The following is a 23,308-nucleotide window of genomic DNA, read 5'->3' as shown; positions in this document are numbered from 1 at the left end:
CCGGGCGGAGAAGGCCTGCGGTGGCCGGGCCTCCCCGCCCGCACCGGGCGGCCCGTCAGGAACCCGCCGACTTGATCGCGGCCGACCATCTCCTGTTCAGGTCGGCGAAGTAGGCGTCCACGCCGCCGCCGGCGGCGCCTCGGGCCATGTCGACGAGCTTCTGGCGGTAGTCCGGCTTGTTCACCCCGATCTCGGACTCGTTGTCGATCTTCGACACCAGGGGGTTCTTCTCCTGGCTGAGCTCGATGAATTGCACTCCCGCGTCCTGATATGCCGTCAGCTCCGGCGGCAGCGCCCCGCTCTTGAGCGTCGGCAGCAGGGCCTCGTCCTGGGCGAAGGTGCTCTTGTCGACGAACCAGTCGACCCAGGCGCGCGCCGCCTCCTTGTGCTTGGAGTGGATGCTCACGCCCTGCAGGTAGTCTGGGCCGACGACCGAGCAGAAGTGCCCGTCCACCTGCGCGGGCCACGGCATGAAGCCGATGGTCGCCGGGTCCTTGCCGGCCTGCTTCGCGGCCGCCTGCATCTGCGAGATCGCCCACGATCCCAGCATCAGCGTCCCGATCTTCCCGGTGGCGATCCCGCTCTTGGCGCCGCCGTCCCAGGCCGTCGTCGTGGGATCCGCCTCGACCAGCTTGTCGTGCACCACGTTGTAGAGCAGGGTGTCGATCTGGTTGAGCTCCTTGCCGGCGCTCCACGGCGCGGTCTCGGTGGCCAGGTTGTCGTTGGCCTTCGTGTCGCAGCTGCTCGAACCCACGTAGCCCTGCCACGCGGTCAGCGGCCATCCTTCGTGGTAGATGGTGTAAAGCGGGGTCGCCGGCGTCTTCGTCCTGATCGCCTGGAGATCGGCACGGAACTCCTCGAAGGTGGTCGGCCACCTGGTGATCCCGGCCCGCTGCCAGACGTCCTTGTTGTAGACGATGCCGTTCGCGTTGCCGTTCGTGGCGATGCCGTACACCTGACCGTTGTAGGTGCCCTTGTCGACGAACCTGTACTTCTTGCTGAGCTCACCCGCGTCGCCGAGCGGGGCGAAGAACTTCGGGTAGTCGGGCACCGCGACGGCCGCCGGGATCATCAGCACGTCGCCGTAGTTGTCGCTGTTCATCCGGACCTTGACGTCGGTCTCGTAGGCGACGACCGCTTCGAACTTGACGTGCACGTTGGGGTAGATCTTGTTGAACTCGGCCGCGTACCTGTCCAAGGTGCCGTCGCCGGCCAGGTCGGTCTTGTGGGTGAGCACGGTGATGTCACCGTTCACCTTGGCCGGGTCGGCCGGGACCGCGGCACTGCCGTCGCCGCCACCACCCGAACAGCCCGCCGTCCACAGCAACACCGCGGCGAGCAGGGCCACCGATCGCTTCTTCATGTGCCATCTCCCGGGGTCAGGGATGTCCGACGGAACGGACCCGGTGGTCGATCGCTGTCTTGAACGTTTAAGTGCCGGCCGGGAAGCGGCTCGGCCGGCTCGGCGACGGGCCGGGTCGCGCCCCGGTGGGGACCATGGCCGGCCCGTCGCCTCGACCCGTTACGGGTTCTGGGTCAGCAGGTGAGCCTTGAACCCTTCACCGAAGCCGGCGGTCGGCGTGCCGGCGTAGTCGGTGATGAGGACATTGCCCTGGGTGCAGCCCCACGGGTTCCAGGTCCATGCGAGGTAGCCGACGCCGTGCGTGTCCGCCCAGGCCATCACCTGGTCGATGTAGTCGTGGGCGCACGTGTTCTGGCCGATCTCACCGGCCACCACCGGCACCTGCGCGGCGAGCGTGCCGATCTGGCTGTCCCAGCAGGTGGTGGTCACGCAGCCGTTGAAGTTGTACGTGTGCCACGAGGCCATGAGGTTGCCGGTCGGGTCGGCCGGCTTGTAGGTCAGCCACTGGGTCAGGTCGTTGGTCCAGGTCAGGCCCGCCACCATCACCACGTTGGTCGCTCCGGTGCCGCGCACCGCGTTGAGCAGGCTCTGCATGCCGGCCACCTGGTAGCCGATGCCGGCGCAGGTGCCGCCGTCGCGCAGACACTTCCACGCCGCGGTCGCGTCGCTGAAGTTGTTGGCCGCGTCCGGGTAGGGCTCGTTGAACAGGTCGAAGACGACCGCGGTGTTGGTCTTGAACATGGCGGCCACCTGGGTCCAGAACGTCGGCGCGTACTGCGCGTCCGGCATCGGCTTCTGGCACGTCGCGGTGGCGTCCGCGCAGGCCGACGCGGGGCCCGTGTACACGCCGTGGTTCCAATGCATCTCCACGATCGGCGTGATCCCGTTGGCCACGAGCAGGTCCACGTAGTCCTTCACACCCTGCTGATACGTGGTGCCGCTGGGGGTACCGAACGTGCCCAGCCAGCAGTCCTCGTTCAGCGGAATCCGCACGGCGTGGATGTTCCACGCCTTCATCGCATCGACGCTGGCCTGATCGGGCTGCGGACTGTCCCACAGGCCCTTGCCCTGCACGCAGGCGAACTCGGCGCTGGCCCGGTTGACGCCGAGCAGCCGGTACGTCGCCCCGGCCGCGGTCACCAGGTGGTTGCCGCTGACGTGCAGCGCCGGTGCCGCTCCGCCGGGGTTCGACGGGTTGACCCGGATGGAGATCGGGGTGGTGGTCGTGGTCGCGCCCAGGTTGTCCACCGCGCGGGCACTCACCGAATACGTCCCGGCCGTGACGTTCGCCCACGCGAACGTGTACGGCGCCGTGGTGTCCGAACCGAGCACCGTCGAGCCGTTCAGGAACTCGACCCGGGCGACCGAACCGCCGGGATCGCTCGCCGTGGCTGCGAAGTTGACCGTCGCCGGCACGGGGAACGTCTGGCCCGCCGCCGGGCTGGTCAGGGCAACTGTCGGCGCCTGGTTGCCGCCCGGCGAGCTGCTGGCGGAGGCGCTCGGGCTGGTCGTGCTGCCGGTGCACGCGACACCGTTGAGCGCGAAGTTCGCCGGCTGCGGCAGCGGCGCCGGCGGTGTGGATCCGGCGGCCGGCCGGGTCCAGTCGCCCTGCAGCCCGACGCTCGTGTTGGTCGCGCCGGTGCCGATCGCCCCGTTCCAGCCGATGTCGGTGGCGGAGATCGCGGTGGTGCCGGTGAACGTCGCGTTCCAGCCGCCGGTGCGGGTCTGCCCGGCCGGCAGCGTGAACGTCAGGGTCCAATGGCTGACCGGGTCACCGAGGTTGGTGATCGCCAGCGTGGTGTTGAAGCCGCCCGACGTGGGCGACGACTGCCACGCACTGGTGTTCTGGTACGTGACGGAGCAGCCCGCGGCCGCGGCCAAGGCCGGCAGCGCCACAACCGCCGCTGCGGCGGCCACGAGCGCGCCCACCGCGCCGGACGCCAGCAGGGCTCTTCGGTGCCTCATGAGGTCTCCTCGTTCCAGAGGTCATCGTCAATCGACGTGCCAAGGAAGGTGGCGACCTTAAACCTTTAAGTCAATCGCCGGCCGTGCCGCCCAGGGACGCACCCGCAACGGCAGGTTTCTGGTCAAACCGCTGGCCAGGAGAAACCCGCACCCACCCGCGGAGCCAAACCGCCGACGGACGCGTCGAGCGCTGAAACTTTCCGCTCACGAACCCTGTAGGTGCCGGAAAGACCGTCCTGCCAGGTCAAGCGGCATGTCCGTATTCGTGGAAGATGCCGGCGAGTCGATCGTGTCGTCGTATGTCGAGGTGGGCGAGTCGATCGGGTGCTGATCAGTTGGGCGAGCGGGCGCAGAGGTGCCGCGCCGTGGAGCGCACGGTGGGACCGGTGCTCGTTGTAGAAGGTCTCGTACTCGCGCAGCGCGTGGAGAAGGTGGGCCTGGTTCACGATCAGGGTCTGGACGAGGAGTTCGGCTCTGCATGAGCGCACCCAGCGCTCCACGATTGCGTTCATCCGAGGTACGCGGATGCCGGTCTTCGCGATGGCGATGCCTTCGTCTTGCAGGACCGTGTCGAAGGCGGCCGCGTACTTGCTGTCGCGGTCGCGGATCAGGTACCTGACGGTGGCGCCGTGGATGCGCACATGGCGGGGTGGCATCTTCGATGACGGCGAAGACGTACAGCCGTGCGCCGGGCAGGGTCCGGGTCTCGAAGAAGTCGGCGGCGAGGATCGCGTGTGCTTGGCCGCGCAGGAAGGTGGCCCAGGTTTGGCGGTCACACTGCGGTGCGGGCTCAATCCCGTCGCACCGCAGCATCTCCCAGACCGTGGAAGGGGCGACCTTGATTGCCAATCCAGCGCAGACGGCCCAATCCCGACAGCCGCCTCTTCGGACAAGCCACAACCCGGACCCGCCACCCGTAAGCCTAGAACAACTCTGGCCCCACCCATTGGCTAGAGGTTGGCTGCACCGGGCCCGCCAGGCGGGCCTGCTGCCGCCGACCTGAACACCGGGCGCTGGACGTCGCGGCGGGTCCGACCGGCTTCGGGCGTCGGCGACGCTGCGGCACGGATCGCTGTCGTTGTTGTGGACGAGGATCGTCGCGCCGTTCGTCGCGGCGAAGCAGGCGACCTTGCCGCCGACCACGCCACCCAACGGACCCGCAAGGCCTTGCATGGCGCCGGAATCCCCGCCGCGCCGAGTTTGAGTGTGTTGGTTTGTGTTGGTATGGCGTTCGGACTACCAAACCAGATCGGACGCAAATGTGGTTCGGTCAGGGTGAAACGGGGGTGAAACAACGGCCTGGACGGGTGTTGGCCCGGGGCGGGAGATCGTCCGTATCGCATGGCCTCAGCCGACGACCTGCTCATGTGGCCATGCCGGGAGCCCGTCGACCCCTCGTTTGTTGCGGTCTGGAGCCGCAACTAGGTCGTGTGGATTTTCTGCGGCTTGAACCCTTGCCGGCCCACATAATCGGGTGTAAAGCTGGACTAAGCAAGGCACAACGGCAGTGAAACAGACATGTACGCCGAAGAGCGACAGCGCGAGATCCTCCGCATCGCCCAGGCCAGGGGCCGGGTCGAGGTGGCGGGCCTGTCCGACGAGCTCAACGTCACCGCGGAGACCATCCGGCGCGACCTCACCACCCTGGAGCGGGCCGGCGAGCTGCGGCGGGTGCACGGCGGGGCGATCCCGGTCGAACGAATCGGCTTCGAGCCCGCCCTGGCGACGCGCGACACCGTCTACATCGACGAGAAGGAGCGCATCGCGAAGCTGGCACTCAGCGAGGTGCCCGACGAGGGCGCCATCATCGTCGACGCGGGCACCACCACCGCGCGGCTGGCGCAGATACTGCCCGGCGACCGCGAGCTGACGGTCGTGGTGAACTCCCCGGTGATCGCCACAACGATCGGCACGCGCAAGAATCTCAACGTCCTCGTGCTGGGCGGCCGGATCCGCGGCAAGACGCTCGCCGCGGTCGACGACTGGTCGCTGCGGCCCCTCGCCGAGCTTTACGTTGACGTCGCCTTTCTCGGCACCAACGGCATCTCGGTCGAGCGCGGCCTGACCACGCCCGACCCAGCCGAGGCCGCGGTCAAGCGGGCGATGATCCATGCCGCCCGCCGCACCGTCGTGTTGGCCGACCACACCAAGCTCGGCAACGACTGCCTGGCCCGCTTCGGCGAGCTGGCCGACCTCGACCTGCTCATCACCGACAGCCAGGCCGACCACGACCTCGTGGGCGACATCGAGGCCACCGGCGTTCGGGTGGTGCTGGCATGATCGTCACCGTTACCCTGAACCCCAGCCTCGACTTGGCCGTCGAGATCCAAACGCTGGCGCGCGGCGAGGTCATCCGGGCCACCGCGGCGCACCTCGACCCGGCCGGCAAGGGCGTCAATGTCTCACGCGCGCTACTGGCCAACGGCGTGCCGTCGGTGGCCGTGCTGCCGTGCGGCGGCGACGAGGGCGGCCAGCTCGTGCGGCTGCTCAAGGCCGAGGGCGTCGAGGTCCTCGTGGTGCCGATCACCGGCCGGACCCACTCCAACATCACCCTCGCCGAGCCCGACGGCACTGTTACCAAGGTCAACGAGCCCGGGCCGACGATGCACCGCGCCGACCTCAACGAGGTGATCGACCGAGTCCTGACCTGGGCCGGAAGCGCCGACTGGGTCGCACTGTGCGGCAGCGTCCCGCCGGGACTACCGGCGGACGCCTACGCCCAGCTGTGCCGCCAGCTGCGCGCCGTCGGCATCCGGGTCGCGGTCGATGGCAGCGGTCCGGCGCTGCGCAAGGCGGCGAATGCCGGCGCGACGCTGCTCAAGCCCAACCGGGACGAGCTCGCCGAGGTCGTCACCGGGCCGCTGACCGACCTCGCCGCGGTCGTCGCTGCGGCGCAGCGGCTGCGGGCCTGGGGCGCCGGCGCGGTGCTGGCCAGCCTGGGCGCCGACGGCGCCGTGCTCGTCGACGCCGACGGTGTGCTGTCCGGCACGTGCCCGATCGCCCGGGCGCGCAGCACCGTCGGCGCCGGCGACGCGCTGCTGGCCGGGTTCCTGGCCGCCGGCGCGCGCGGCGCCGCCGCGCTGGCCGAGGGCCTGGCCTGGGGCGCCGCCGCCGTCAGCCTGCCGGCCAGCCGCATGCCGGGCCCCGCCGACCTGGATCGCCACAGGGTCACGATCCACCGCTGGCCCGCCCTCCTGAAGGAGGCACCCCGTGCCGATCTACACACCTGAGGTCACCGGCACCGGGTTGCAGGCCTCCGTGCAACGCGTCGGCGGCTACCTCGCCGCGATGGTCATGCCGAACCTCGGCGCGTTCATCGCCTGGGGCCTCATCACCGCGCTGTTCATCCCGACCGGCTGGCTGCCCAACGCGTCCATCGCGCAGATCGTCGGCCCGATGATCAAGATCCTGCTGCCGCTGCTCATCGGCTACACGGGCGGCCGGCTGGTGCACGGCCAGCGCGGCGCGGTCGTCGGCGCGGTCGCCACCATGGGCCTCGTCATCGGCGCCGACGTGCCGATGCTCCTCGGCGCCATGATCATCGGCCCGCTGACCGCGTACATCCTCAAGCTCTTCGACGGGCTCGTGGAGAACCGGATCCGTCCCGGCTTCGAGATGCTGGTCGACAACTTCAGCGCCGGCATCATCGGCGGCGCCATGGCCATCGGCGGCCTCTACGGCATCGGCCCGGTCGCGCAGTGGCTCACGAGGCAGGCCGGCCACGGCGCCGACTGGCTCGTCAGCCACGACCTGCTGCCACTCACTTCGGTCCTGGTCGAGCCGGCGAAGGTGCTGTTCCTCAACAACGCCATCAACCACGGCGTGCTCGGCCCGCTCGGCGTCGCCGAGGCCGCCGACAAGGGCAAGTCCATCCTGTTCATGATCGAGTCGAACCCCGGCCCGGGCCTCGGCCTGCTGCTCGCGTTCATGCTCTTCGGCCCCCGCGCGCTGCGCCCCAGCGTCCCGGCCGCGATCATCGTGCAGTTCCTCGGCGGCATCCACGAGATCTACTTCCCGTACGTGCTCATGAAGCCCAAGCTGATCCTCGCCATGATCTGCGGCGGCGCCTCCGGCGTCGGCACCTTCATGATCACCGGCGCCGGCCTCGTCGCCACCCCCTCGCCCGGCAGCATCTTCGCCTACATGGCCGTCACCCCACACGGCGGCTACGTCGCCGTCCTGCTCGGCATCGCCATCTCCGCCGCCGTCACCTTCGCCGTCGCTTCGCCCCTGCTCGCGCTCGGCCACGGCGAACCAGCCCCCGAGGCGGGCGGTAACTGCGCGAAGCCAGCCAACGTCAACGCGAAGCTGACGGAACGGAGGCGTAACCGGCCGTGCCCACCTAGGTCCGTTGCGACTCCACACGTGACAGCGCCCGCCGCCGGACGCTCCGAGGCCACCCGGGTCATCTCCCTACACCAACAGCTCACCGCGGCGCAGACCGCGCTGCAGCGGATCGCCGTGCTCGTCGCGTGCGGCGCCACCGGAGCTGCGGTCTTCAACGCAGTCGCCAAGGAGCTGGGGCAGCTCGTCGGCGCCGACACGGCAAACATCATCCGCTATGAGACCGACGGTACGGCGACCGCGGTCGCAGCCTGGAGTCGGTCCGGCACAGCAATCCCGGTCGGGACGAACATGCCGCTGGAGGGACGCAATGTTGCGGCGCTCGTGCTGCGCAGCGGCCGTTCCACTCGGATAGACAACTTCGCGGACGCCCACGGCGCGCTCGCCGCGCTCATACGCGAGCACGGCATCCGCTCGACGGTCGGCGCCCCGATCTACGTCGAGGGACGCCTCTGGGGACTGGTGACCGCCTCCATGATGCGGGACGAGTTGTTGGCACCCCACGCCGAGACGCGCCTCGCCGACTACACCCACCTGGTCGCCATCGCCATCGCCAACGCCCAAGCCCGCGCCGACCTGGCGGCCTCCCGGGCGCGCACGGTAATCGCCGCCGACCAAGCCCGGCGCCGCATCGAACGCAACCTGCACGACGGCGTCCAGCAGCAGCTGCTCGCGCTTGCCCTCCAGATACGTGAGACGCAGGCGAGTGTCCCACCTGAGATGTCCGAAGTGCGGGAGCAACTGTCCGCGGTGACGAGCGGGCTCACGGGCACGTTCGACGACCTGCGGGAGATCTCGCGCGGTGTCCATCCAGCGATCCTGTCCGAAGGCGGCCTCCGACCCGCACTGCGCACGCTGGCCCGCCGGAGCTGCGTCGCGGTGGACCTCAGCGTCCACCTCGACGAGCGACTTCCCGAGCCCGTCGAGGTGGCGGCGTACTACGTTGTCGCGGAAACACTCGCGAACGCCATCAAACACGCTGACGCCTCGCTGGTACACGTAGAAGCCGCAATCTGCGCGGGTCGGCTGAACTTGTCCATCGACGACGACGGCGTGGGCGATGTCGACCCTGCCCGCGGTTCCGGCCTCATCGGACTCGTCGACCGGGTCGAAGCACTGGGCGGAACCATCACGATCAGCAGCCCTGCCGGTCAAGGTACCCACATACGAGCCGAGCTACCCATCCAACGTTGGGACCTAAGCCTAGATCGGCTTGATCGGGTCGACACGGGCATAGCGACCGCTACCGACGTCAGCGCCAGCGCCAGGACGCGGGTGGTGGGAGAAACGTCGAGAACGGTCTTGCCAGAGTAAGGACGCTCTGGCACGTAGGGGGCCTTCGCCCCAGATCTTGGACACCGCGGCGGGGCGTCGCGCCTCATCATGTCCTCGGACGCTGGTGCGGCACCGCTGCGGCATCACGGCTGCAGATTGCCCGCTGGGCGGTCCCTGCCCTGACGGAAGGGACCGGGCGGTGCTCGTGCCGCGTGCGGCGAAGGTCAGGCGGAGCGGTGGTGTTCGTTGCGGCGGAGGGCTTCTTCGAGTTGGTCTTCGAGGATGACGATGCGGCAGGCCGCTTCCAGCGCGGTTCCCTGGTCGCACAGTTCCCGGGCCCGAGTGGCGAGGCGTAGCTGGTAGCGGGAGTAGCGTCGGTGCCCGCCGGCGGAGCGCAGCGGGGTGATCAGCTTCAGGTCGCCGATGCGGCGCAGGAAGTCCGGGGAGACGCCGATGATCTCCGCGGCGCGGCCCATGGTGTAGGCGGGGTAGTCCTCGTCGTCCAGTCTGCCGGGTTGGGTCATGTCACCTCCACGTCGAGGGCCCCGGCGCATGTGCGCCGGGGCCCGGGGTTATCGGGTCTGCAACACCATCTACCGACAGGAACGTCGGCTTGTCGTGTCCGCACCAACCGTCGATGACGGCGTCGGGTGCGAGGATCGCGTAAGCGTGACCGGAGACCACCTCTCGTTCGATGGATACTGCGGTGTCCGCCCGACCTCAGATACCGGCCGGTGACGGGCGATCCAACGGTGTACGGCCCTCCCTTTCCTCTGCGTTCCTTACCTACGTGCCTAAGCTGCTCACATACCTGAGCTGAGCCTCACACTTCACGGCTCCGCTCCTTCGCCCTCGGAGGGGGCGGCTCGTCAGCGCCTTATTTACTTCCCTCTTGACCCGAGAAACATTAACCGGGGCAAGCGAGCATGTCTAGTCTCGCCAGCATAGATTTTGTGTCGGCGTGTCGGATCCCGCCATGCTTCGACTGTCCGGCGCTACGGCATGTCGTTCGCGTTGAGGTACTCGGCGTCCAGGTCTGGCCGTCGGTCGACGTCTCGACCCGGTAGAAACCGGTCGAGGCGCTGGCATCGTCGCCGCAGTTGCCCTTCGGGTTGATCTTGACCGAGGACACGTCGACCGCGGCCGGGCTTGATCCGAGTCCCTTTTGATCGACGTTCATTGCATTGATCGTGAGAGATCAGGCAGGATCGTCCTCGCGGTCGACGTGTCGCCGTGGCTGCGCTCGGACGCCGCGTGCAGCCCGGACCGGCTGTTCTGTCACGTGGATGGCCGCGCCAAGAGCGCCGCGCAGTTCATTCCCGGCTTGCCGTACTCGTTCGTCGTGGCTTTGGAACCCGGACGCACCTCGTGGACAGCGATGCTGGACGTGGTGCGTCTCGGGCCCGCCGATGACGCCACGGCGGTCACCGCGACCCAGTTGCGCGACGTTGTCGACCGGCTGATCGCCTGTGGCCAGCACCGCGCCGGCGAGCCGGACATCCTGGTCGTGTGCGATGCCGGCTACGACGTCACCCGCCTGGCCTGGGTGCTGCGAGACCTGCCCGTCGAGGTGGTCGGGCGCATCCGCGCCGACCGGGCTCTGCGGTTGCCCGCGCCGCCGTACGAGTACAACCCGTGCGGCGGTCGCCGCCTGGCTCGATCATCAGGGCAAGCTACCGATCATCGAGGGCACCGTCATCCGGCTTCAGGTCGACTGCCTGCCCGGTGACCGCGACGCGCAGCCCATGTGGCTGTGGTGGTCCGGCACCGGCGCGGATCCTGCCGCTGCGGACCGGGTCTGGCAGGCATACCTACGACGCTTCGATCTGGAGCACACGTTCCGCCTGTTCAACATGATTGCCGCCCACACGCAACTACGGCCGGCCCGACCCCTCGCCATCGATCTATGCCGCCCATGGGAGCGTCCATCGCCACCCGATCGGCTCACCCCGGCCCGGGTCCGGCGAGGGTTTCGGAACCTCCGCCCGAACCGTGCACCTGTCCAGCCCACGCACCAAAACCATCCCGGCCAGGACCCGGACGGCCACCCGGCCAACCCAACCGACAACCCACCCACCGACACGGCATCCACACCGCCACCAGCAACCAGGCCGGAAGAGACAACCCCCTCAAAAGAAAAAGGAGCCGACCAACCCCGACGCCATCGCACAGGTTAAAGATCAAGTCAACTGTCCGCCGCGGCTGCAGCCGCGCCGCCGGTGTCGTCGCCAGGCGGTGGCGGGCATACCGTTTGCCAGGCCGCGGTCCGGGTAGCGAATGAGGTCAAACGTGGTACCAGCGATGTCTGGACCGACGCGACGTTAACGAGCCCGCGCAGGTCGTCATGTCCTGGTCTATGTGTCTGTTGCTGGCCACCCTGTCGTACGTAGCTGGTATCACTGCTTGTCGTGTCGACGGACAGGCGTGCCGACACCGGCTCCTCGAGCACTTCCGGAGGGGATCATGAGCAATAGCTTCGACCCCGATTACACCGACGACCGGAACCCGACCAGATCGCGTGACGCACGGTCCGCGACAAGCGACCGCGACGCCCGCCGCCGTCCCGGTGGCCGTGACGCTCGCCGGCCCGGCGGCCGGGGCGATACCGACGCTCGGGCGTCGGACCTGGACGATCGCCGTGGCGTGGATCGGGAGACCGTCGTCGACCACGAACCCTTCGACGACCGGCCAGCAACCGACACACGGGAAACCCGGCCCACGGGGAGCGACCGGGGCGACATCGACGCTCGGGCGTCGGATCTGGACGATCGCCGTGGCATCGATCGGGAGACCGTCGTCGCTCGGGAGCAGGAGCGGTACGGAGGCGTCAAGATCGGTGCGGCGTTCTTCGGCTGGCTCACCGCCATTGGCATGGCGGTCCTGCTCACCGCGCTGCTCAGCGCCGCCGGTACCGCCATCAGTCTCGCGACCGGCACCAACCTCGGCAACGCCGCCCAAACCACCCAGGGATCCAGGACGATCGGCATCATCGGTGCGCTCGCCCTGCTGATCATCACGTTCGTCGCCTACTACTGCGGCGGGTACGTCGCCGCTCGGATGGCCCGGTTCAACGGCGTCAAACAAGGTATCGCCGTCTGGCTCTGGGCCGTGGTCATCGCCGCCGTCGTAGCCATCCTCGGCCTGGTGGCCGGCGACCAGTACGACGTGCTCGCCAGACTCAACAGCCTGCCCAGAGTGCCTGTCAATGAAGGCACCGTGACGACCGCGGGCATCATCGCGCTGCTCGCCGTCGCCGTCGTCAGCCTCATCGGCGCCGTTCTCGGTGGACTGGCCGGCATGCGGTTCCACCGCAACGTAGACCGAGCCGGCCTGGGCTTCTAGAGTGCCTGCCTGGGTCAGCTCGCAGCTGGGCGTTCTTGTGCTCGATGCTTCTGGCGGTAGTTTGTTGACTTCATGGGGGTAGGTAGAGGTTGATTCCGCGCCCGCGTGCGAGGGCCCCTCTCTGTCAGGCTGAGTTGAGACACCTGGTTTTCGTACATGGTCTGAGCAGGGCGAGTGCAGGAAGTACCACGTTGGCGATGATCGCCGAGTACGACGCGGCGATGAGCGCGAACGCTACGCCCCCAAGGTCTCCCGTCCGGATCAGTTCAGGCACAGGCAGAATGGGTGACCTGCAGGGTCCAGGAAGACTCTGTACGACGTACCGGGCTGGTCCGGATGTCTGGTCGCACCGAGGTCGATCACTGCCGCCTCAGCGGCGTCGAGGTCGTCAACGAGCACATCGAGGTGCATCTGCTTGGGCCGCTCCTGGGTCGGCCACGTCGGCGGTGTGTAACCAGCAACCCGATGGAAGGCGATGCACTGGCCGTCATCAGCGCAAACCGAAGCCCGGTCGGCGGAGACAACGTCGATCTTCCACTCCAGCATCGCGCCGTAGAACCTGGCGAGCGCACCAGGATCGGGACAGTCGATAACGGTGACGGGCAAACGAGCGATGGCCATGACGGCCAATATATCGACGACTGCGGACGGCACACGTCCCCCGCCGAGCGTGGTGCCAATGTCTCTGGTGTGGTTGTCAACGACGGTGGCGGCCAGAGCACGCTCCAGGATCCGGGCAGGGGAACCGCTGGCCAATATTGCCGCGTGGGCAAGAGGTGAGGCACGGTTCGGCCTACGGACCGAACGGACCACACAGACCATCATCGCCGGGCACGCCTTCATACGGAACCTGCGCCGCGGACACTACGAACTCGGCATCGACGCCCCACGCGGACTCCGCGTCGCCGCAGCATTCACCGAACTCGCCGGGGCCATCTGAGCCGGCAGAGAGTCGGGCTCGCCGCGTCACCCGATCGGCAAATGCGACAGCGCCAGCTGACCCAGCCAGCACCCGCCGACCCGACGGGTCTCGGGTAGGTAGGAGGCGTCGCTGCGGAAGTGACCGCAGCCGACGCAGCGCATCCGGTAGGGACCGGCTCGCTACCGCCGTGCCGGTCCTACTTGTCCTCGTGGTTGTCCACGGACGGCTCGTATACCCGGTGTACGCCATCCGCCTCGACCATCCTGCCACCGTCGCTTTGATCGTGTCCCTGTATCACGGCGGCGCCCACCTGGTCGCCCTGCTGCTGGGCATGGCCCTGATCGTCATCGGGCTCGCGATGCGACGCGGGCCCTTCGGCCGGTCGGCCGCAGTCGTCAGCGTCGGTACGGGTGCGGCCCAGATTGCGGGTTCCTGCCCGTGGCTCGTCGGTCCCGTGCCGACGTTCGCCGCGCAGGCGATGTTCGCCGCCTGGCTGATTTACCTCGGCGCATGTCTACGTCGAACCCGCTTGGCCTGACCTGCCGCAGCGAACGCCCGACGGTCAGGCCGCCTGGCGCTGCCGATCCGGCATTGGCAGCAACGCCAGCATCCGAGCCACCGACGGCGCGGCAGCCACCAGATGCAGACTGAGGCCGTCCCGGCGCGGCCCGTGGATCGCGGTGATCCCGGCGCAGGAGAAGAACGTCACTCCAGACAGGTCCAGCTCAGCCGGTACACATCCTCCAGCCGCGACAGGTCCAGCATCGCCTTGAGTCGCGGTGCGGTGGCCAGGTCAATGTCGCCGACCACATGCACGCGCAGGGTGCCGCCGGACAGGGACACGGTCACGCACAGCCCAGCGGCGCAGGAGTCAAGGACGGGTGCCGGCCAGCGCGCCACTCCGAAACGCTCTGCATGCCTGCCGTACCACACGTGGTACGGCAGATACGACCATCGATAGGCCATCACCTTGCAGAACGATCATCGTGCATTCCGTTGCGCAGGAGTAAGTCCGGTATGCTCGGTATTGTAGCTACTTTCTGACCATCCAAGATCGATATGCGCTTCCCTCAGAACGCAACCCGATGACGGCCGTCGGCGACATGAGGCCGACCACCGTATGCGTCCGCCTGCCGAGGCGGGGAGTGGGCCGAGAATGCACGCACGCTTGGCGACCTGGCTGGTGCGTTCGACGCCCCCGCCGCTCGCCGTGGGAATCACGGTTGCTGCGTTGTTCGTCGTGGCCGAGACCCTGCTGCTGTACCCGCTCGCGCGCATCGCGCAGCGCGAGGCCCTCGCAGTCGTCTTCATGGTCGGCGTGCTGGCGGTCTCGACAGTGTGGGGGTTGCGTCTGGCCGTCGTGACGTCGGTAGTCAGCGCCGTAGCCTACAACTACTTCCATGTCCCGCCCGTCGGGCGCCTCACTGCCGCCGACAGCCAGGACTGGGTGGAACTCGCGGTCTTCCTCGTCGTCGCACTGGTGGCCAGCTCGATGGCACAGTTGGCCCGCTCGCGGGCGGCGGAGTCTGTCGAGCGCCGCCGGGAGGCCGACCTCGTTGCCGACCTGGCCCATCTGATGCTGGGCACCGACGACCTTCCTTCGCTGCTGCCGGAGGCTTCCCGCCGCCTCACCACGGCGCTGGAGGTGCCGTATGCGGCGATCGTGCTCGAAGCGGTCGGCGGCGACGAGCATCGGGTGGCGTTCCCGTTGAACTATCGCGGCCCGCTGGGCACGCTCCTGGTCTCCGCCGACCTACCAGGGCCGGTGCTGCGTCGCCTGCGGGACCGGGTGGTGCCCGCGTTGGAGGCACTGCTGCGCGCAGCACGCGATGGCGAGATGATGGACAAGTCGTTGCGGGCAAGCCGCGACAAGTTGCGCGTACTGGCGGAAGAGCAGGCCGTCCTGCGGCGTGTGGCGACGCTCGTCGCCCGCGGTGTTCCCCCAGCCGACGTCTTTGCCGCGGTCGCCACGGAGACGGCCCGACTGCTGGACTCCGACGCCAGCAGGCTGCTGCGCTTTGAGTCCCCCGGCACGGTCACCGTCATCGCGGAGTTCAGCAGGCCCGGCATCGAAGCGTTGCTGGGCAGGCGTCTGGTCATCAGCGGTGGAGCCACAGAGATGGTGTTTCGTACCTCCCGCCCAGCCCGGGTGGACTCCTACGAAGATCGCACAGGCGCGCTCGCCGACCTGGCCCGCAAGGAGGGCCTTCGCTCAGCGGTGGCCGCGCCGATCCTCGTCGAAGGCCGCCTGTGGGGCACGTTGATTGTCCTGTGGTCGCGGCTCGAGCCACCGCCGGTCGGTGTCGAGGAACGGCTGGCGCAGTTCACCGAGCTCGTGGCAACCGCCGTCGCGAACGCCGAAAGCCGCGCCGAGCTCAACGCGTCACGCGCCCGCATCGTCGTCGCCGCCGACGACGCCCGCCGCCGCATCGAGCGCGATCTGCACGACGGCATCCAGCAACGTCTCGTTTCGCTCGGGCTCGAACTGCGAGTGGCCGAGGCCTTGGTGCCGTGCGGACTCGACGAGCTCAAGGCGCGGCTGTCTCAGACCGCCAACGGCCTGACGGACGCGTTCAAGGATCTGCAGGAGATCTCCCGGGGCATCCACCCGGCGATCCTCTCCCAGGGTGGTCTCGGGCCCGCACTCAAGACGCTCGCCCGCCGCTGCCCGGTCCCGGTCAACATCAACCCAGGCACCCGCCGGCGGCTGCCCGAGTCCGTGGAAGTGGCCGCGTACTACGTCGTGTCCGAAGCGCTCACCAACACCACGAAACATGCGCATGCGACCGAGATCGATGTCGACGTCGACGTCGACAGCGACGGCGAGGTCCTCGCGTTCTCGATCCGGGACAACGGCATCGGCGGCGCTGACCCCCGCCTCGGCTCCGGGCTCGTCGGCCTCACCGACCGGGTCGAGGCACTCGGCGGACGGATGCGGATCACCAGTCCGGTAGGAGGCGGGACGTCACTGCGCATTGAGCTCCCGATCGCAAACGACTGCATCGGCCTCCCTGCCACTGCACAAGTCGGGAATCCACCGGGTCGCGGAGACGCTCGGTAGCCGGCCTTCCTCGCCACCGCGCCGCGCTACTCACCGACAGGGGCGCCCCTGCCGAACCTCACCCGCCCTGGTCAGAACTGACACGTGGGAAACTCGACACCTCGTATTTGCCGCCCGGCCCATCGACGAGACCGACTTCTTCACGTTCCAGTACCACCCGTCTCCGGCACTGAAACTTGCCGAACGGCAGTATCGATGACCGCCGAGGTTCATCGAACGGTTTCGGATGGGCGTGGTGCGGGCGTTCGCGGCGGATGATGCGGCGGCGCCCCCGGTGCCCCGCGTCGTCTGACCCAGGCCGGTCAGGTCGCGGGTCGGTGCGCCGTCGCGGAGTTCGCCCCGGCCGACCCGCCGTCACGTCACCGGGGCTGTCGCTCGTTGTGACGACCAGCGTCCCGGCGTCGCGCGCCACCAGCGCCAGATGTGCGCACTGATTGTGGTGCATTTGGCAGGGTCCATCTCGGGGGTGGAGATCTCCCGGCGCGATCTCCACACTCGTCGGCTCGGATGTATCTGCGCGACCAGCCGCGCGATGCGCTCACGAGCCGCCGCAAGATCCCCATACGCCGTACTCGCTCGCACGGCGACGGTAGTAACCAATCTGATCGGCCAGAACCTCGTCCATCGCATACACATCATCGCGGGGCCGAGGATCGCCCCGTCCGGGCCCGGTGGCGGGTGGACCGGCGCAGGTGGTGGCGCCGCCGCCGTACCATGCGCACCTTCCGGAGCGGGCTCGCGGGCGCCGCCGGGGTCGTTGCGGGACGGTTCACCGGCAGGGCCGCGTCACGCGCTGCGGAAGGTGTCACCGTGGCCTTGCTGCGCTGCGCGGGAATCGTCACCGCGGCCTCGACACCCGCAACGGGACCGGCCACCGGCGCCGGTCGGCGCGACGCCATGCGGCGGCCCCGGGTGGCCAGCACGATCACGATCGCCTCCAAGGGCCCACGGCCCACGGTGTACCGGATGGCGAGCGCGATAAGGACGACGGCGATGAGTTGCACGAGGCAGCCGGTCGTCGCGCTGTACGTGTCGTCGTCGGAGTTGATGAACAGGACGTGCGCGGCGTAGAAGGTGAGGGTCATGCTGCCGGCGGCGGCCAGCGGTACGAGGATCGCCCCGGCCAGCCACCGACCGACCCGGTGCCGGAGCCGGCCGATGAGCAATAGCAGGCCCAGGACGGCGACCGCCGTGCTGGTGGTGCCGAGCAGGTCGAGCGGTGTGCTGGTGTGCGGGGCGTCGATCGCGAGCCACCACCAGGTCGACGAGGGTGTGTTGCCGTTGCCGCCGAGCTTGAGCAGTCCGTTGGTGCGCTCGACGCTGACCCCGCTGGCCGGCTGCGCGGCCCAGATCCGGTCCAGGCCGTGGTAGCGGTGCAGTAGCAGCCACGACGCGGCGCCGGATGCGACGGCGAGCACCGTGCCGCCGGTGAGCAGCGTGACTGCGACCCGCGCCCGGGCGAGGTTCAGCCGCCCGATCACCACGCCGACGCTCATGTACGCAAGCCACGCCGGCGACGGGTAGAAGCCAGTGAGGGTCAGTTCGGTGACCAGGCCGACCGGATCGTCGAACAGCCAGGCGAAGGTCGGATTGACAAGCTCGGGCTGAGGCAGGTGAGGCAGCAGCAGGTGGGCGCCCGCGGGACCGGCCGTCAGCAGGGTCACGCCGATCGCAGCCACCGCCCAGGTCGGCAGAAACACGAGCGGGATCGCCAGGAGAAACACCACGGCGAGGTAGGCGAGGATGACCGCGTTGAGCATGCTGTCCGCGGCGCCGAGCAGTAGGCCAATCGCGCCGATGGTCAGCGCCCGGACCGCGAGCAGGACCACGGTCGAGCGGGCGTCGGCGGGCCGGACCCGGCGGCGGCCGGTCGCCAGCGCGACGCCGACCCCGGCCAGCACTGCGAACGCCGCCGCGGCTCGGCCGCTGAAGACGGTGTCTGACCAGGTCGGGTTGCCGGCCGCGTCGGACTCGTACAGGGAGTGCAGGGTGATCATGCCGAGCAGTGACACGCCGCGGGCGGCGTCGACGCCTAGCAGCCGGGCCCGCTGCTTCGTCGCGGGCGCTTGTGAAGACGAGACTGAGGATGCCGGCACGGCCGACGCCGACACGACCGGCGAAGAAGGTCCGGCATCGAGCGTTCGCGACGTCATGGCCGCTTCACCGCATCCATCAGGTCGATGCCGAGCCGGTCGCCGGTCAGCCCGGGGGCGATGAACCGGTCCCCAGTGGTCTTCGGGTGTCGATCAGTGTCGGCCCGACCGTGCCCGAACCCGGCGGCGATGGCAGCGCCGGGGCCGTTGGGATACATGGCCACTACGGTCGCGGGCCGCGCCTCCATGTGCATATTGGAGTTGATCTCGTACGCGATCCGGAAGCGTGCCGATTCGCAGTCCAGTAGTTCGATGTTCACGGGGTGTTGCACTCCTTGCAGAACAGCGTGCGAAGCGATGTACGGAACGTTGCGTCGTAGCAGGATCGCCATCCGCGTCTCAGCGGCGTTTCCCAGGTCGCGCGGGAAGGCGGTTCCAGACGCGTCCGACCGGGCTATCCGAATCAGGGCTGCTCGGCCCGGCGTGGCAGCGCCTGCACTGCGCGGCACGGACGCCTATATCCGGTGGTCAACAATCGACACATTCCCGGTCATGTGGTGGTTTCCGGTCTCATCACGAAATCGACATCTGGCTGACACCGCTATTCCAGAATGACACTTCCGGATCCGGTTGCGGGACATTCGCCAGGTAGTTCTCACCACGAGACCACCCCACCTGGCCCGGCGCCCACCCACAACGGTCGTTGTGCGATTCCGGCCCTTCCGGCGCTCACACGGGAGTTCATGCGCACCGCTGCGGTCCGCCGCATGCGGTCGGACGCGCCCGCACCGTCGCGCCCTGCGCCCGCAGGCTCCTGATCTCAGATGTCCGCTGAAACGGGGCAGGCCCACCCGCTTTGGTGAGCCGCCGGTGTGGTCGGCCACCGTCGGGCAACGTGCGGCACGAAGGCCCCCCATGATGGTCCTGTTGCCGCGGAGCCTGCGGTGAGGTGAACGAACGGTACTGGTCGCGGCGTCTGCCCGAACGGCAGCGTGCTGGACAACGGCGAAACGGATCGAGGCTGGCATGGCTGACGGTGCACGAAAACGACGCGGTGAGCGGCCGGTCGCACCGTCGGAGCAGGCGTGGCTGGTCGAGGTGGCCGAAGGTGCCAGCCGCGACGCCGGAGGTGTGCCGGTGCAGCTGCTCGGTGAATACCTGACCCTGCTGGCCGACGCCGCCATCCACGGGCGCCGACCGAGACGCGGAGAGCTGGACGCGGTCGGGCTGCTCGGCCGGCGCGCCGCCGAGCAGGGCATCTCGGCCGGTCGCGTGGTGCAGCTGTACCTGTCCGCGGCACGGCGGCTGTGGCAGGACCTGCCGCCGGTGGTGCTCTCCCGCGACCGCGAGGCGGTTCGTTCCGCGGCGACGGCGGTGCTGCATGTGGTCGACGAAGCGGTCGCGACCCTCGCCGAAGCCTACGCAGTCGCCCGCCGCGATCTGGTACGCCGCGAGGAGACCCTGCGTCGCGAGCTGGTCGACGACCTGCTGCGTGGCGACTCCGACCTCGGCGGTCTGGTGGAACGCGCCGAACCGTTCGGACTCGACCTGGCCCGAGTGCATCAGGTCGCCCTGGCGGCGCCGAGCCAGCGCCTGCCGGACGCCGACACCGCGATCACCGCCCTCGAGGCGGTCATGTTCGACCGCCTCGGCGACCGTGACGTGCTCGTCGCCACCAAGGAAGGTCTGCTGGTCGTGCTGGTGCCGGCGGAGACCGCACCAGCCGATCGGCTCAAGCCGCCACCGGACGTCGCCGGTCAGCTCGGCTGGCTCATCCACCGAGAGCTGACCCGGCTGCCACGCGGCCGCCCGTGGCGGGTCTCCGTCGGCCGCCCGCATCCCGGCCTGTACGGCATCGCCCGCTCCTACGAGGAGGCGCGTGAGGCGCTGAGCATGGCTGGACGGCTCCAGGTGGACACGCCCGTCGTGCACGCCCACGATCTGCTCATCTACCGCGTGCTGCTCCGCGACCAGCCCGCCATGGTGGACCTCGTCCATGCCGTGCTCGACCCGCTGACGCGGGCCCGCGGCGGCGCCGAACCGCTGCTGACAACCCTGGAGACGTACTTCGACACCGGCGGCGTCGCGACCGAATCGGCGAGACGCCTGCACCTGGCAATCCGCACCGTCACCTACCGGCTGGAACGCATCAAGGCCCTGACCGGCTACGACCCGACGGACCCGACCCACCGGTTCACGCTCAACGCCGCAGTCCTGGGCGCCAAGGCGCTCAACTGGCCGCAGCAGCAGCTGCCGGGTCAAACATAGGCGAACGCCGACGCAACACCCTCCTCGCGTCGCATGTGCGGTGAAGCCGGGCGTTGACAATGCATTCAGCGGATCCGGCGGCCACTCCAGCATCTCCTGTGCGAGCCGGACCCGACATACCGGCCGCAGGCAACGTTCCACTGGTGATGTTGCCGATCCGAGGCAACACACCGGCGCATGCGCTCCTTCTGCTCGGCCCGCCGACCTCGGCCGATCCGCGCGCCAGTACGGCAGGAACGGCGACGACCGTCACCGCCGCACATCCTTCATTGCGCAGGCTCGGCAAGGAAGCGCGTCAAGTTCTACCGGTCGTCACCGTGGTCCGCTGCGACGGATCCGACGACCATGAAGACACGAGCGGCAATGACGGCGGTGGTTCCTTGACCGCTGTGTGCCTGTCCGATGCACAACCCCGCAACGCCATGAAGGTGAGCACGACGCCCGGACCCGGCATCGAACCGGGTGGCCGCTCGGGAGCTGCATGTCGTGGCACCACCGGCACTGCTCGCCGCCCGCCGGTGACGTCGCCGAAACGCTGTCAACGAGGAGGACCCCATGCATTCGCCGCAACCGCCCACCCGATCGTGGCGCATCCTGCTCCCGACGATCGTGGCGATGCTGCTCGTCGCCACCCTCGCCCCCGCCGGCGCACAACCCGTCGCACTCGCCGGAGTCCTGGCCGTGCTCGGCATGTCGTATCTCCTGCGTCATCACGCCCGGACATGGGGCATCTACCAGCGGGCCGCTGCCGCCACCGGGCGCCCAGCCAAGATCACCATGCAACCGTCAACGGCCACCGCCGTCGCAGACCGGGAGCGTGCGCAATGACATCTCCAGTGATCGTCGGCTTCGACGGCTCGGCCCCGTCCAGAGCCGCCGTCGACTTCGGCGCGGCCGAGGCCGAACGACGCAACCGTCCCCTGCACCTGTGTCATGCCTTCACCTGGCCGCTGCTGTACCCGATGGCCGATCCGGCCGACGCCCCGCCGGATCACGGACCCCGGGTGCGGAGCCTCGAATTGTTGAACGAGACCGCGGACGAGGTTCGCCGTGCCCGGCCCGGCCTGTCCGTCGCAGCTCGCCTCCTCGACGGCTCCCCCGGCGGTGTGCTCGTCAGCGCTTCCGCCGACGCCGGCCTGCTGGTGGTCGGGCATCGGGGGCTCGGCGGTTTCACCGGGCTGCTCGCCGGGTCTGTCGGTGTCCAGGTCGCCGGGCATGCGCGCTGCCCGGTTGTGGTCGTCCGCGGCGCCCCGGTCGCAGACGGTGCCCCGATCGTCGTCGGCGTCGACGGCTCCGCGGGTGCCCACCTCGCCGCTGTCGCGGCGTTCGAGCAGGCGCAACAGCAGGGCGTGGAACTGTTCCACCTGCAGGTGTGTGCGTCCGAGACCCGACGGCACGCTCCACTGATACACGAGCCGGTGGGCCGGTCGGCCGCCGCCGTGGACGATCCGGCCGAGGATCTCGACAGCCTGCCCGCTCACTACCCGGGCGTCACGTATCAACGTGGTGTGGTGCATGGCGAACATCCAGCGGCAGCGTTGATCGCGGCCGCCGACCGAGTCCACGCCGGCATGATCGTCGTCGGCTCGCGCGGGCTCGGAGGCTTCCGAGGACTGGTGATGGGTTCAACGTCAAGGAGCCTGATCGAACACGCACCGTGCCCGGTGATGATCGTGCCACCGGCGGCCACCGCGGCGGGCTGACCGCACAGTGATCACGCACACGCGGGGTGGGATCACCGCAACGGCGCCGGACTCACCCCGTCCTGCTGCCGGCCATGCGCCACCGACCTGTGACCGGACTCGATGACAGCACTTGGCGTCGTGTGGCCCGCGCGTTGTCGTCGCGCTCCGGTCGCGTGACCCCAGCCGTGATCCGGCAGCCGCGGACCTGCCGTGCGGCGCGCCGCACGGCAGGTCCGGCTTCCCGTCAGCTGCCGTGCCGCTGCTGGCACGGCACACAGCATCGGGCGTGCGGCAGCACCTGCAGCCGCTCGCGTGGGATCGGCATGCCGCACCTGTCGCAGTTGCCGTAGCGGCCCTGCGCGATCCGCTCCAACGCACCGGTGATCTGCTCGAGACTCTGCCGGACGTTGACCGTCATCGCAGCTCGGGTGTGCTCCTGGCCGGGATCCCCGGTGTCGGCAGTGAGCTGCGTGAGCCTGGCGGTCTGCAGTTCGAAGTGCTCCAGCAACGTCTGACGCAACGCTTCGATCCAGGCTCGGTCGGTGGCTGCCTGCATGTTCGTGCTCATCACGGTCGTCCTTTCTACTCCAACAAAAAAGGGCCGAAGCTGCGAGGCTTCGCCCTGGTGGTCGTTTTCCGCAACGGATGCACGAACACCGGGAGGGCCCCGGCTGGTCCGAGGCGGGCTGGGCAGTTCGACACCGGCAGCAACGGTGCACAGCTGTGCACCGGCATCACGCATCCCGCACGCCGCCACGCCCCGCGGTGCGCAGCAGTCCGTCCACGTCGTCCTCAGCGCGCTGAGGACGACGTGGACGGACTGCTGCCGGTCGACCGGGTACATGACGCCACCATAGGTCGACATTCGCGCGGAGACCACCGCGGTTTCTCGTGGCTGGGCGAGGAACGCAGCGAGCGCTCGTTCGAGGGCGCATGCGCTGGCGTTGGACGCGTTGTCGGCAGCCGACCGCGTACGCCATGCGGGTGCCG

Annotated in this window: 19 protein-coding genes and 2 pseudogenes; 11 read left to right on the top strand and 10 right to left on the bottom strand. The window is 69.0% G+C overall.

Annotated features, from left to right (window positions below):
- Positions 1 to 55: 55 nt before the first annotated feature.
- The 3 genes from OHA72_RS36745 to OHA72_RS36735 all read right to left on the bottom strand — a co-directional run bounded on the left by OHA72_RS36745 (position 56) and on the right by OHA72_RS36735 (position 3,969).
- Positions 56 to 1,363: an ABC transporter substrate-binding protein gene (locus OHA72_RS36745; protein WP_327000654.1), complete on the bottom strand. Its 1,308-nt coding sequence runs from the start codon at positions 1,361 to 1,363 to the stop codon at positions 56 to 58.
- A gap of 159 nt (positions 1,364 to 1,522) precedes the next feature.
- The gene (locus tag OHA72_RS36740) at positions 1,523 to 3,328 is read right to left on the bottom strand and encodes a cellulase family glycosylhydrolase (protein WP_327000653.1); all 1,806 of its coding nucleotides are present in this window, start codon (positions 3,326 to 3,328) and stop codon (positions 1,523 to 1,525) included.
- Between the two features lie 122 nt (positions 3,329 to 3,450).
- Positions 3,451 to 3,969, bottom strand: coding sequence for an integrase core domain-containing protein (locus tag OHA72_RS36735; RefSeq protein ID WP_327000652.1), 519 nt, complete (start codon positions 3,967 to 3,969; stop codon positions 3,451 to 3,453).
- A gap of 877 nt (positions 3,970 to 4,846) precedes the next feature.
- Between OHA72_RS36735 and OHA72_RS36730 the strand changes: the two genes are divergently transcribed.
- From OHA72_RS36730 to OHA72_RS36715, 4 genes and pseudogenes are all read left to right on the top strand, one after another.
- Positions 4,847 to 5,608, top strand: a complete 762-nt coding sequence (locus OHA72_RS36730) for a DeoR/GlpR family DNA-binding transcription regulator (protein ID WP_327000651.1) — start codon at positions 4,847 to 4,849, stop codon at positions 5,606 to 5,608.
- The gene (pfkB, locus tag OHA72_RS36725) at positions 5,605 to 6,558 is read left to right on the top strand and encodes a 1-phosphofructokinase (RefSeq protein WP_327000650.1); all 954 of its coding nucleotides are present in this window, start codon (positions 5,605 to 5,607) and stop codon (positions 6,556 to 6,558) included. Before OHA72_RS36730 ends, pfkB begins: the two co-directional genes overlap by 4 nt.
- Before the next feature lie 16 nt (positions 6,559 to 6,574).
- Positions 6,575 to 7,574 (top strand): annotated as a pseudogene (locus OHA72_RS36720) (PTS transporter subunit EIIC); the annotation flags it as partial.
- A 119-nt stretch (positions 7,575 to 7,693) separates the two neighbouring features.
- Positions 7,694 to 8,986 carry a GAF domain-containing sensor histidine kinase gene (locus OHA72_RS36715; RefSeq protein ID WP_327011739.1) on the top strand — a complete coding sequence of 431 codons (1,293 nt, stop codon included), beginning with the start codon at positions 7,694 to 7,696 and terminating at the stop codon, positions 8,984 to 8,986.
- 185 nt (positions 8,987 to 9,171) lie between these two features.
- Here the strand turns inward: OHA72_RS36715 and OHA72_RS36710 are convergent, their stop codons facing one another.
- Positions 9,172 to 9,471, bottom strand: a complete 300-nt coding sequence (locus tag OHA72_RS36710; RefSeq protein ID WP_327000649.1) for a MerR family transcriptional regulator — start codon at positions 9,469 to 9,471, stop codon at positions 9,172 to 9,174.
- Positions 9,472 to 10,130: 659 nt separating this feature from the next.
- Between OHA72_RS36710 and OHA72_RS36705 the strand changes: the two are divergent.
- Together OHA72_RS36705 and OHA72_RS36700 are read left to right on the top strand one after the other, a co-directional pair.
- A pseudogene (locus tag OHA72_RS36705) lies at positions 10,131 to 11,087 on the top strand (transposase); the annotation flags it as partial.
- 284 nt (positions 11,088 to 11,371) lie between these two features.
- A complete protein-coding gene (locus tag OHA72_RS36700; protein WP_327000648.1) occupies positions 11,372 to 12,289 on the top strand; it encodes a hypothetical protein in 918 nt (305 codons plus the stop codon).
- 261 nt (positions 12,290 to 12,550) lie between these two features.
- Here the strand turns inward: OHA72_RS36700 and OHA72_RS36695 are convergent, their stop codons facing one another.
- Entirely contained in the window at positions 12,551 to 12,910 is a 360-nt protein-coding gene (locus tag OHA72_RS36695; protein ID WP_327000647.1) for a VOC family protein, read from the bottom strand.
- Positions 12,911 to 13,449: 539 nt separating this feature from the next.
- On the opposite strand from OHA72_RS36695, the gene OHA72_RS36685 reads away from it, so the two are divergent.
- On the top strand, positions 13,450 to 13,749 hold the full coding sequence (locus tag OHA72_RS36685) for a hypothetical protein (protein ID WP_327000646.1): 300 nt from the start codon (positions 13,450 to 13,452) through the stop codon (positions 13,747 to 13,749).
- Between the two features lie 24 nt (positions 13,750 to 13,773).
- On the opposite strand, the gene OHA72_RS36680 is transcribed toward OHA72_RS36685, so the two are convergent.
- Positions 13,774 to 13,920 (bottom strand): hypothetical protein, encoded by a 147-nt coding sequence (locus OHA72_RS36680; protein ID WP_327000645.1) that lies wholly within the window; start codon positions 13,918 to 13,920, stop codon positions 13,774 to 13,776.
- Entirely contained in the window at positions 13,917 to 14,180 is a 264-nt protein-coding gene (locus OHA72_RS36675; protein WP_327000644.1) for a hypothetical protein, read from the bottom strand. Before OHA72_RS36675 ends, OHA72_RS36680 begins: the two co-directional genes overlap by 4 nt.
- A 199-nt stretch (positions 14,181 to 14,379) precedes the next feature.
- Between OHA72_RS36675 and OHA72_RS36670 the strand changes: the two genes are divergently transcribed.
- On the top strand, positions 14,380 to 16,272 hold the full coding sequence (locus OHA72_RS36670) for a sensor histidine kinase (protein WP_327000643.1): 1,893 nt from the start codon (positions 14,380 to 14,382) through the stop codon (positions 16,270 to 16,272).
- Positions 16,273 to 16,907: 635 nt separating this feature from the next.
- Here OHA72_RS36670 and OHA72_RS36665 read toward each other — a convergent pair.
- On the bottom strand, positions 16,908 to 18,425 hold the full coding sequence (locus OHA72_RS36665; protein WP_327000642.1) for a heparan-alpha-glucosaminide N-acetyltransferase domain-containing protein: 1,518 nt from the start codon (positions 18,423 to 18,425) through the stop codon (positions 16,908 to 16,910).
- Positions 18,422 to 18,685, bottom strand: a complete 264-nt coding sequence (locus tag OHA72_RS36660) for a hypothetical protein (protein ID WP_327000641.1) — start codon at positions 18,683 to 18,685, stop codon at positions 18,422 to 18,424. The genes OHA72_RS36665 and OHA72_RS36660 overlap by 4 nt, the downstream gene beginning before the upstream one ends.
- Before the next feature lie 706 nt (positions 18,686 to 19,391).
- On the opposite strand from OHA72_RS36660, the gene OHA72_RS36655 reads away from it, so the two are divergent.
- The 3 genes from OHA72_RS36655 (at position 19,392) to OHA72_RS36645 (ending at position 22,336) form a co-directional block, all read left to right on the top strand.
- Positions 19,392 to 20,633 (top strand): PucR family transcriptional regulator, encoded by a 1,242-nt coding sequence (locus OHA72_RS36655; protein WP_327000640.1) that lies wholly within the window; start codon positions 19,392 to 19,394, stop codon positions 20,631 to 20,633.
- Positions 20,634 to 21,188: 555 nt separating this feature from the next.
- On the top strand, positions 21,189 to 21,461 hold the full coding sequence (locus OHA72_RS36650) for a hypothetical protein (RefSeq protein WP_327000639.1): 273 nt from the start codon (positions 21,189 to 21,191) through the stop codon (positions 21,459 to 21,461).
- Positions 21,458 to 22,336, top strand: coding sequence for a universal stress protein (locus OHA72_RS36645; RefSeq protein ID WP_327000638.1), 879 nt, complete (start codon positions 21,458 to 21,460; stop codon positions 22,334 to 22,336). Before OHA72_RS36650 ends, OHA72_RS36645 begins: the two co-directional genes overlap by 4 nt.
- Positions 22,337 to 22,562: 226 nt before the next feature.
- Here OHA72_RS36645 and OHA72_RS36640 read toward each other — a convergent pair whose 3' ends face one another.
- Complete coding sequence (locus OHA72_RS36640; RefSeq protein ID WP_327000637.1) at positions 22,563 to 23,162, bottom strand: TraR/DksA family transcriptional regulator; 600 nt, start codon at positions 23,160 to 23,162, stop codon at positions 22,563 to 22,565.
- Positions 23,163 to 23,308 lie beyond the last annotated feature (146 nt).

Origin of the sequence: Dactylosporangium sp. NBC_01737 (assembly GCF_035963215.1) — a bacterium.
Taxonomy (GTDB): Bacteria; Actinomycetota; Actinomycetes; order Mycobacteriales; family Micromonosporaceae; genus Dactylosporangium.
Note: the sequence above shows the minus strand (reverse complement) of the source record. Positions and strands in the feature narration are given on the sequence as shown.

What these genes read in the sequence shown, in the direction of transcription:
- OHA72_RS36745 (WP_327000654.1), bottom strand. Translation starts at nt 1,363, where the DNA reads ATGAAGAAGCGATCGGTGGCCCTGCTCGCCGCGGTGTTGCTGTGGACG.
- OHA72_RS36740 (WP_327000653.1), bottom strand. Translation starts at nt 3,328, where the DNA reads ATGAGGCACCGAAGAGCCCTGCTGGCGTCCGGCGCGGTGGGCGCGCTC.
- OHA72_RS36730 (WP_327000651.1), top strand. Translation starts at nt 4,847, where the DNA reads ATGTACGCCGAAGAGCGACAGCGCGAGATCCTCCGCATCGCCCAGGCC.
- pfkB (WP_327000650.1), top strand. Translation starts at nt 5,605, where the DNA reads ATGATCGTCACCGTTACCCTGAACCCCAGCCTCGACTTGGCCGTCGAG.
- OHA72_RS36710 (WP_327000649.1), bottom strand. Translation starts at nt 9,471, where the DNA reads ATGACCCAACCCGGCAGACTGGACGACGAGGACTACCCCGCCTACACC.
- OHA72_RS36695 (WP_327000647.1), bottom strand. Translation starts at nt 12,910, where the DNA reads ATGGCCATCGCTCGTTTGCCCGTCACCGTTATCGACTGTCCCGATCCT.
- OHA72_RS36665 (WP_327000642.1), bottom strand. Translation starts at nt 18,425, where the DNA reads ATGACGTCGCGAACGCTCGATGCCGGACCTTCTTCGCCGGTCGTGTCG.
- OHA72_RS36655 (WP_327000640.1), top strand. Translation starts at nt 19,392, where the DNA reads ATGGCTGACGGTGCACGAAAACGACGCGGTGAGCGGCCGGTCGCACCG.
- OHA72_RS36650 (WP_327000639.1), top strand. Translation starts at nt 21,189, where the DNA reads ATGCATTCGCCGCAACCGCCCACCCGATCGTGGCGCATCCTGCTCCCG.
- OHA72_RS36645 (WP_327000638.1), top strand. Translation starts at nt 21,458, where the DNA reads ATGACATCTCCAGTGATCGTCGGCTTCGACGGCTCGGCCCCGTCCAGA.
- OHA72_RS36640 (WP_327000637.1), bottom strand. Translation starts at nt 23,162, where the DNA reads ATGTACCCGGTCGACCGGCAGCAGTCCGTCCACGTCGTCCTCAGCGCG.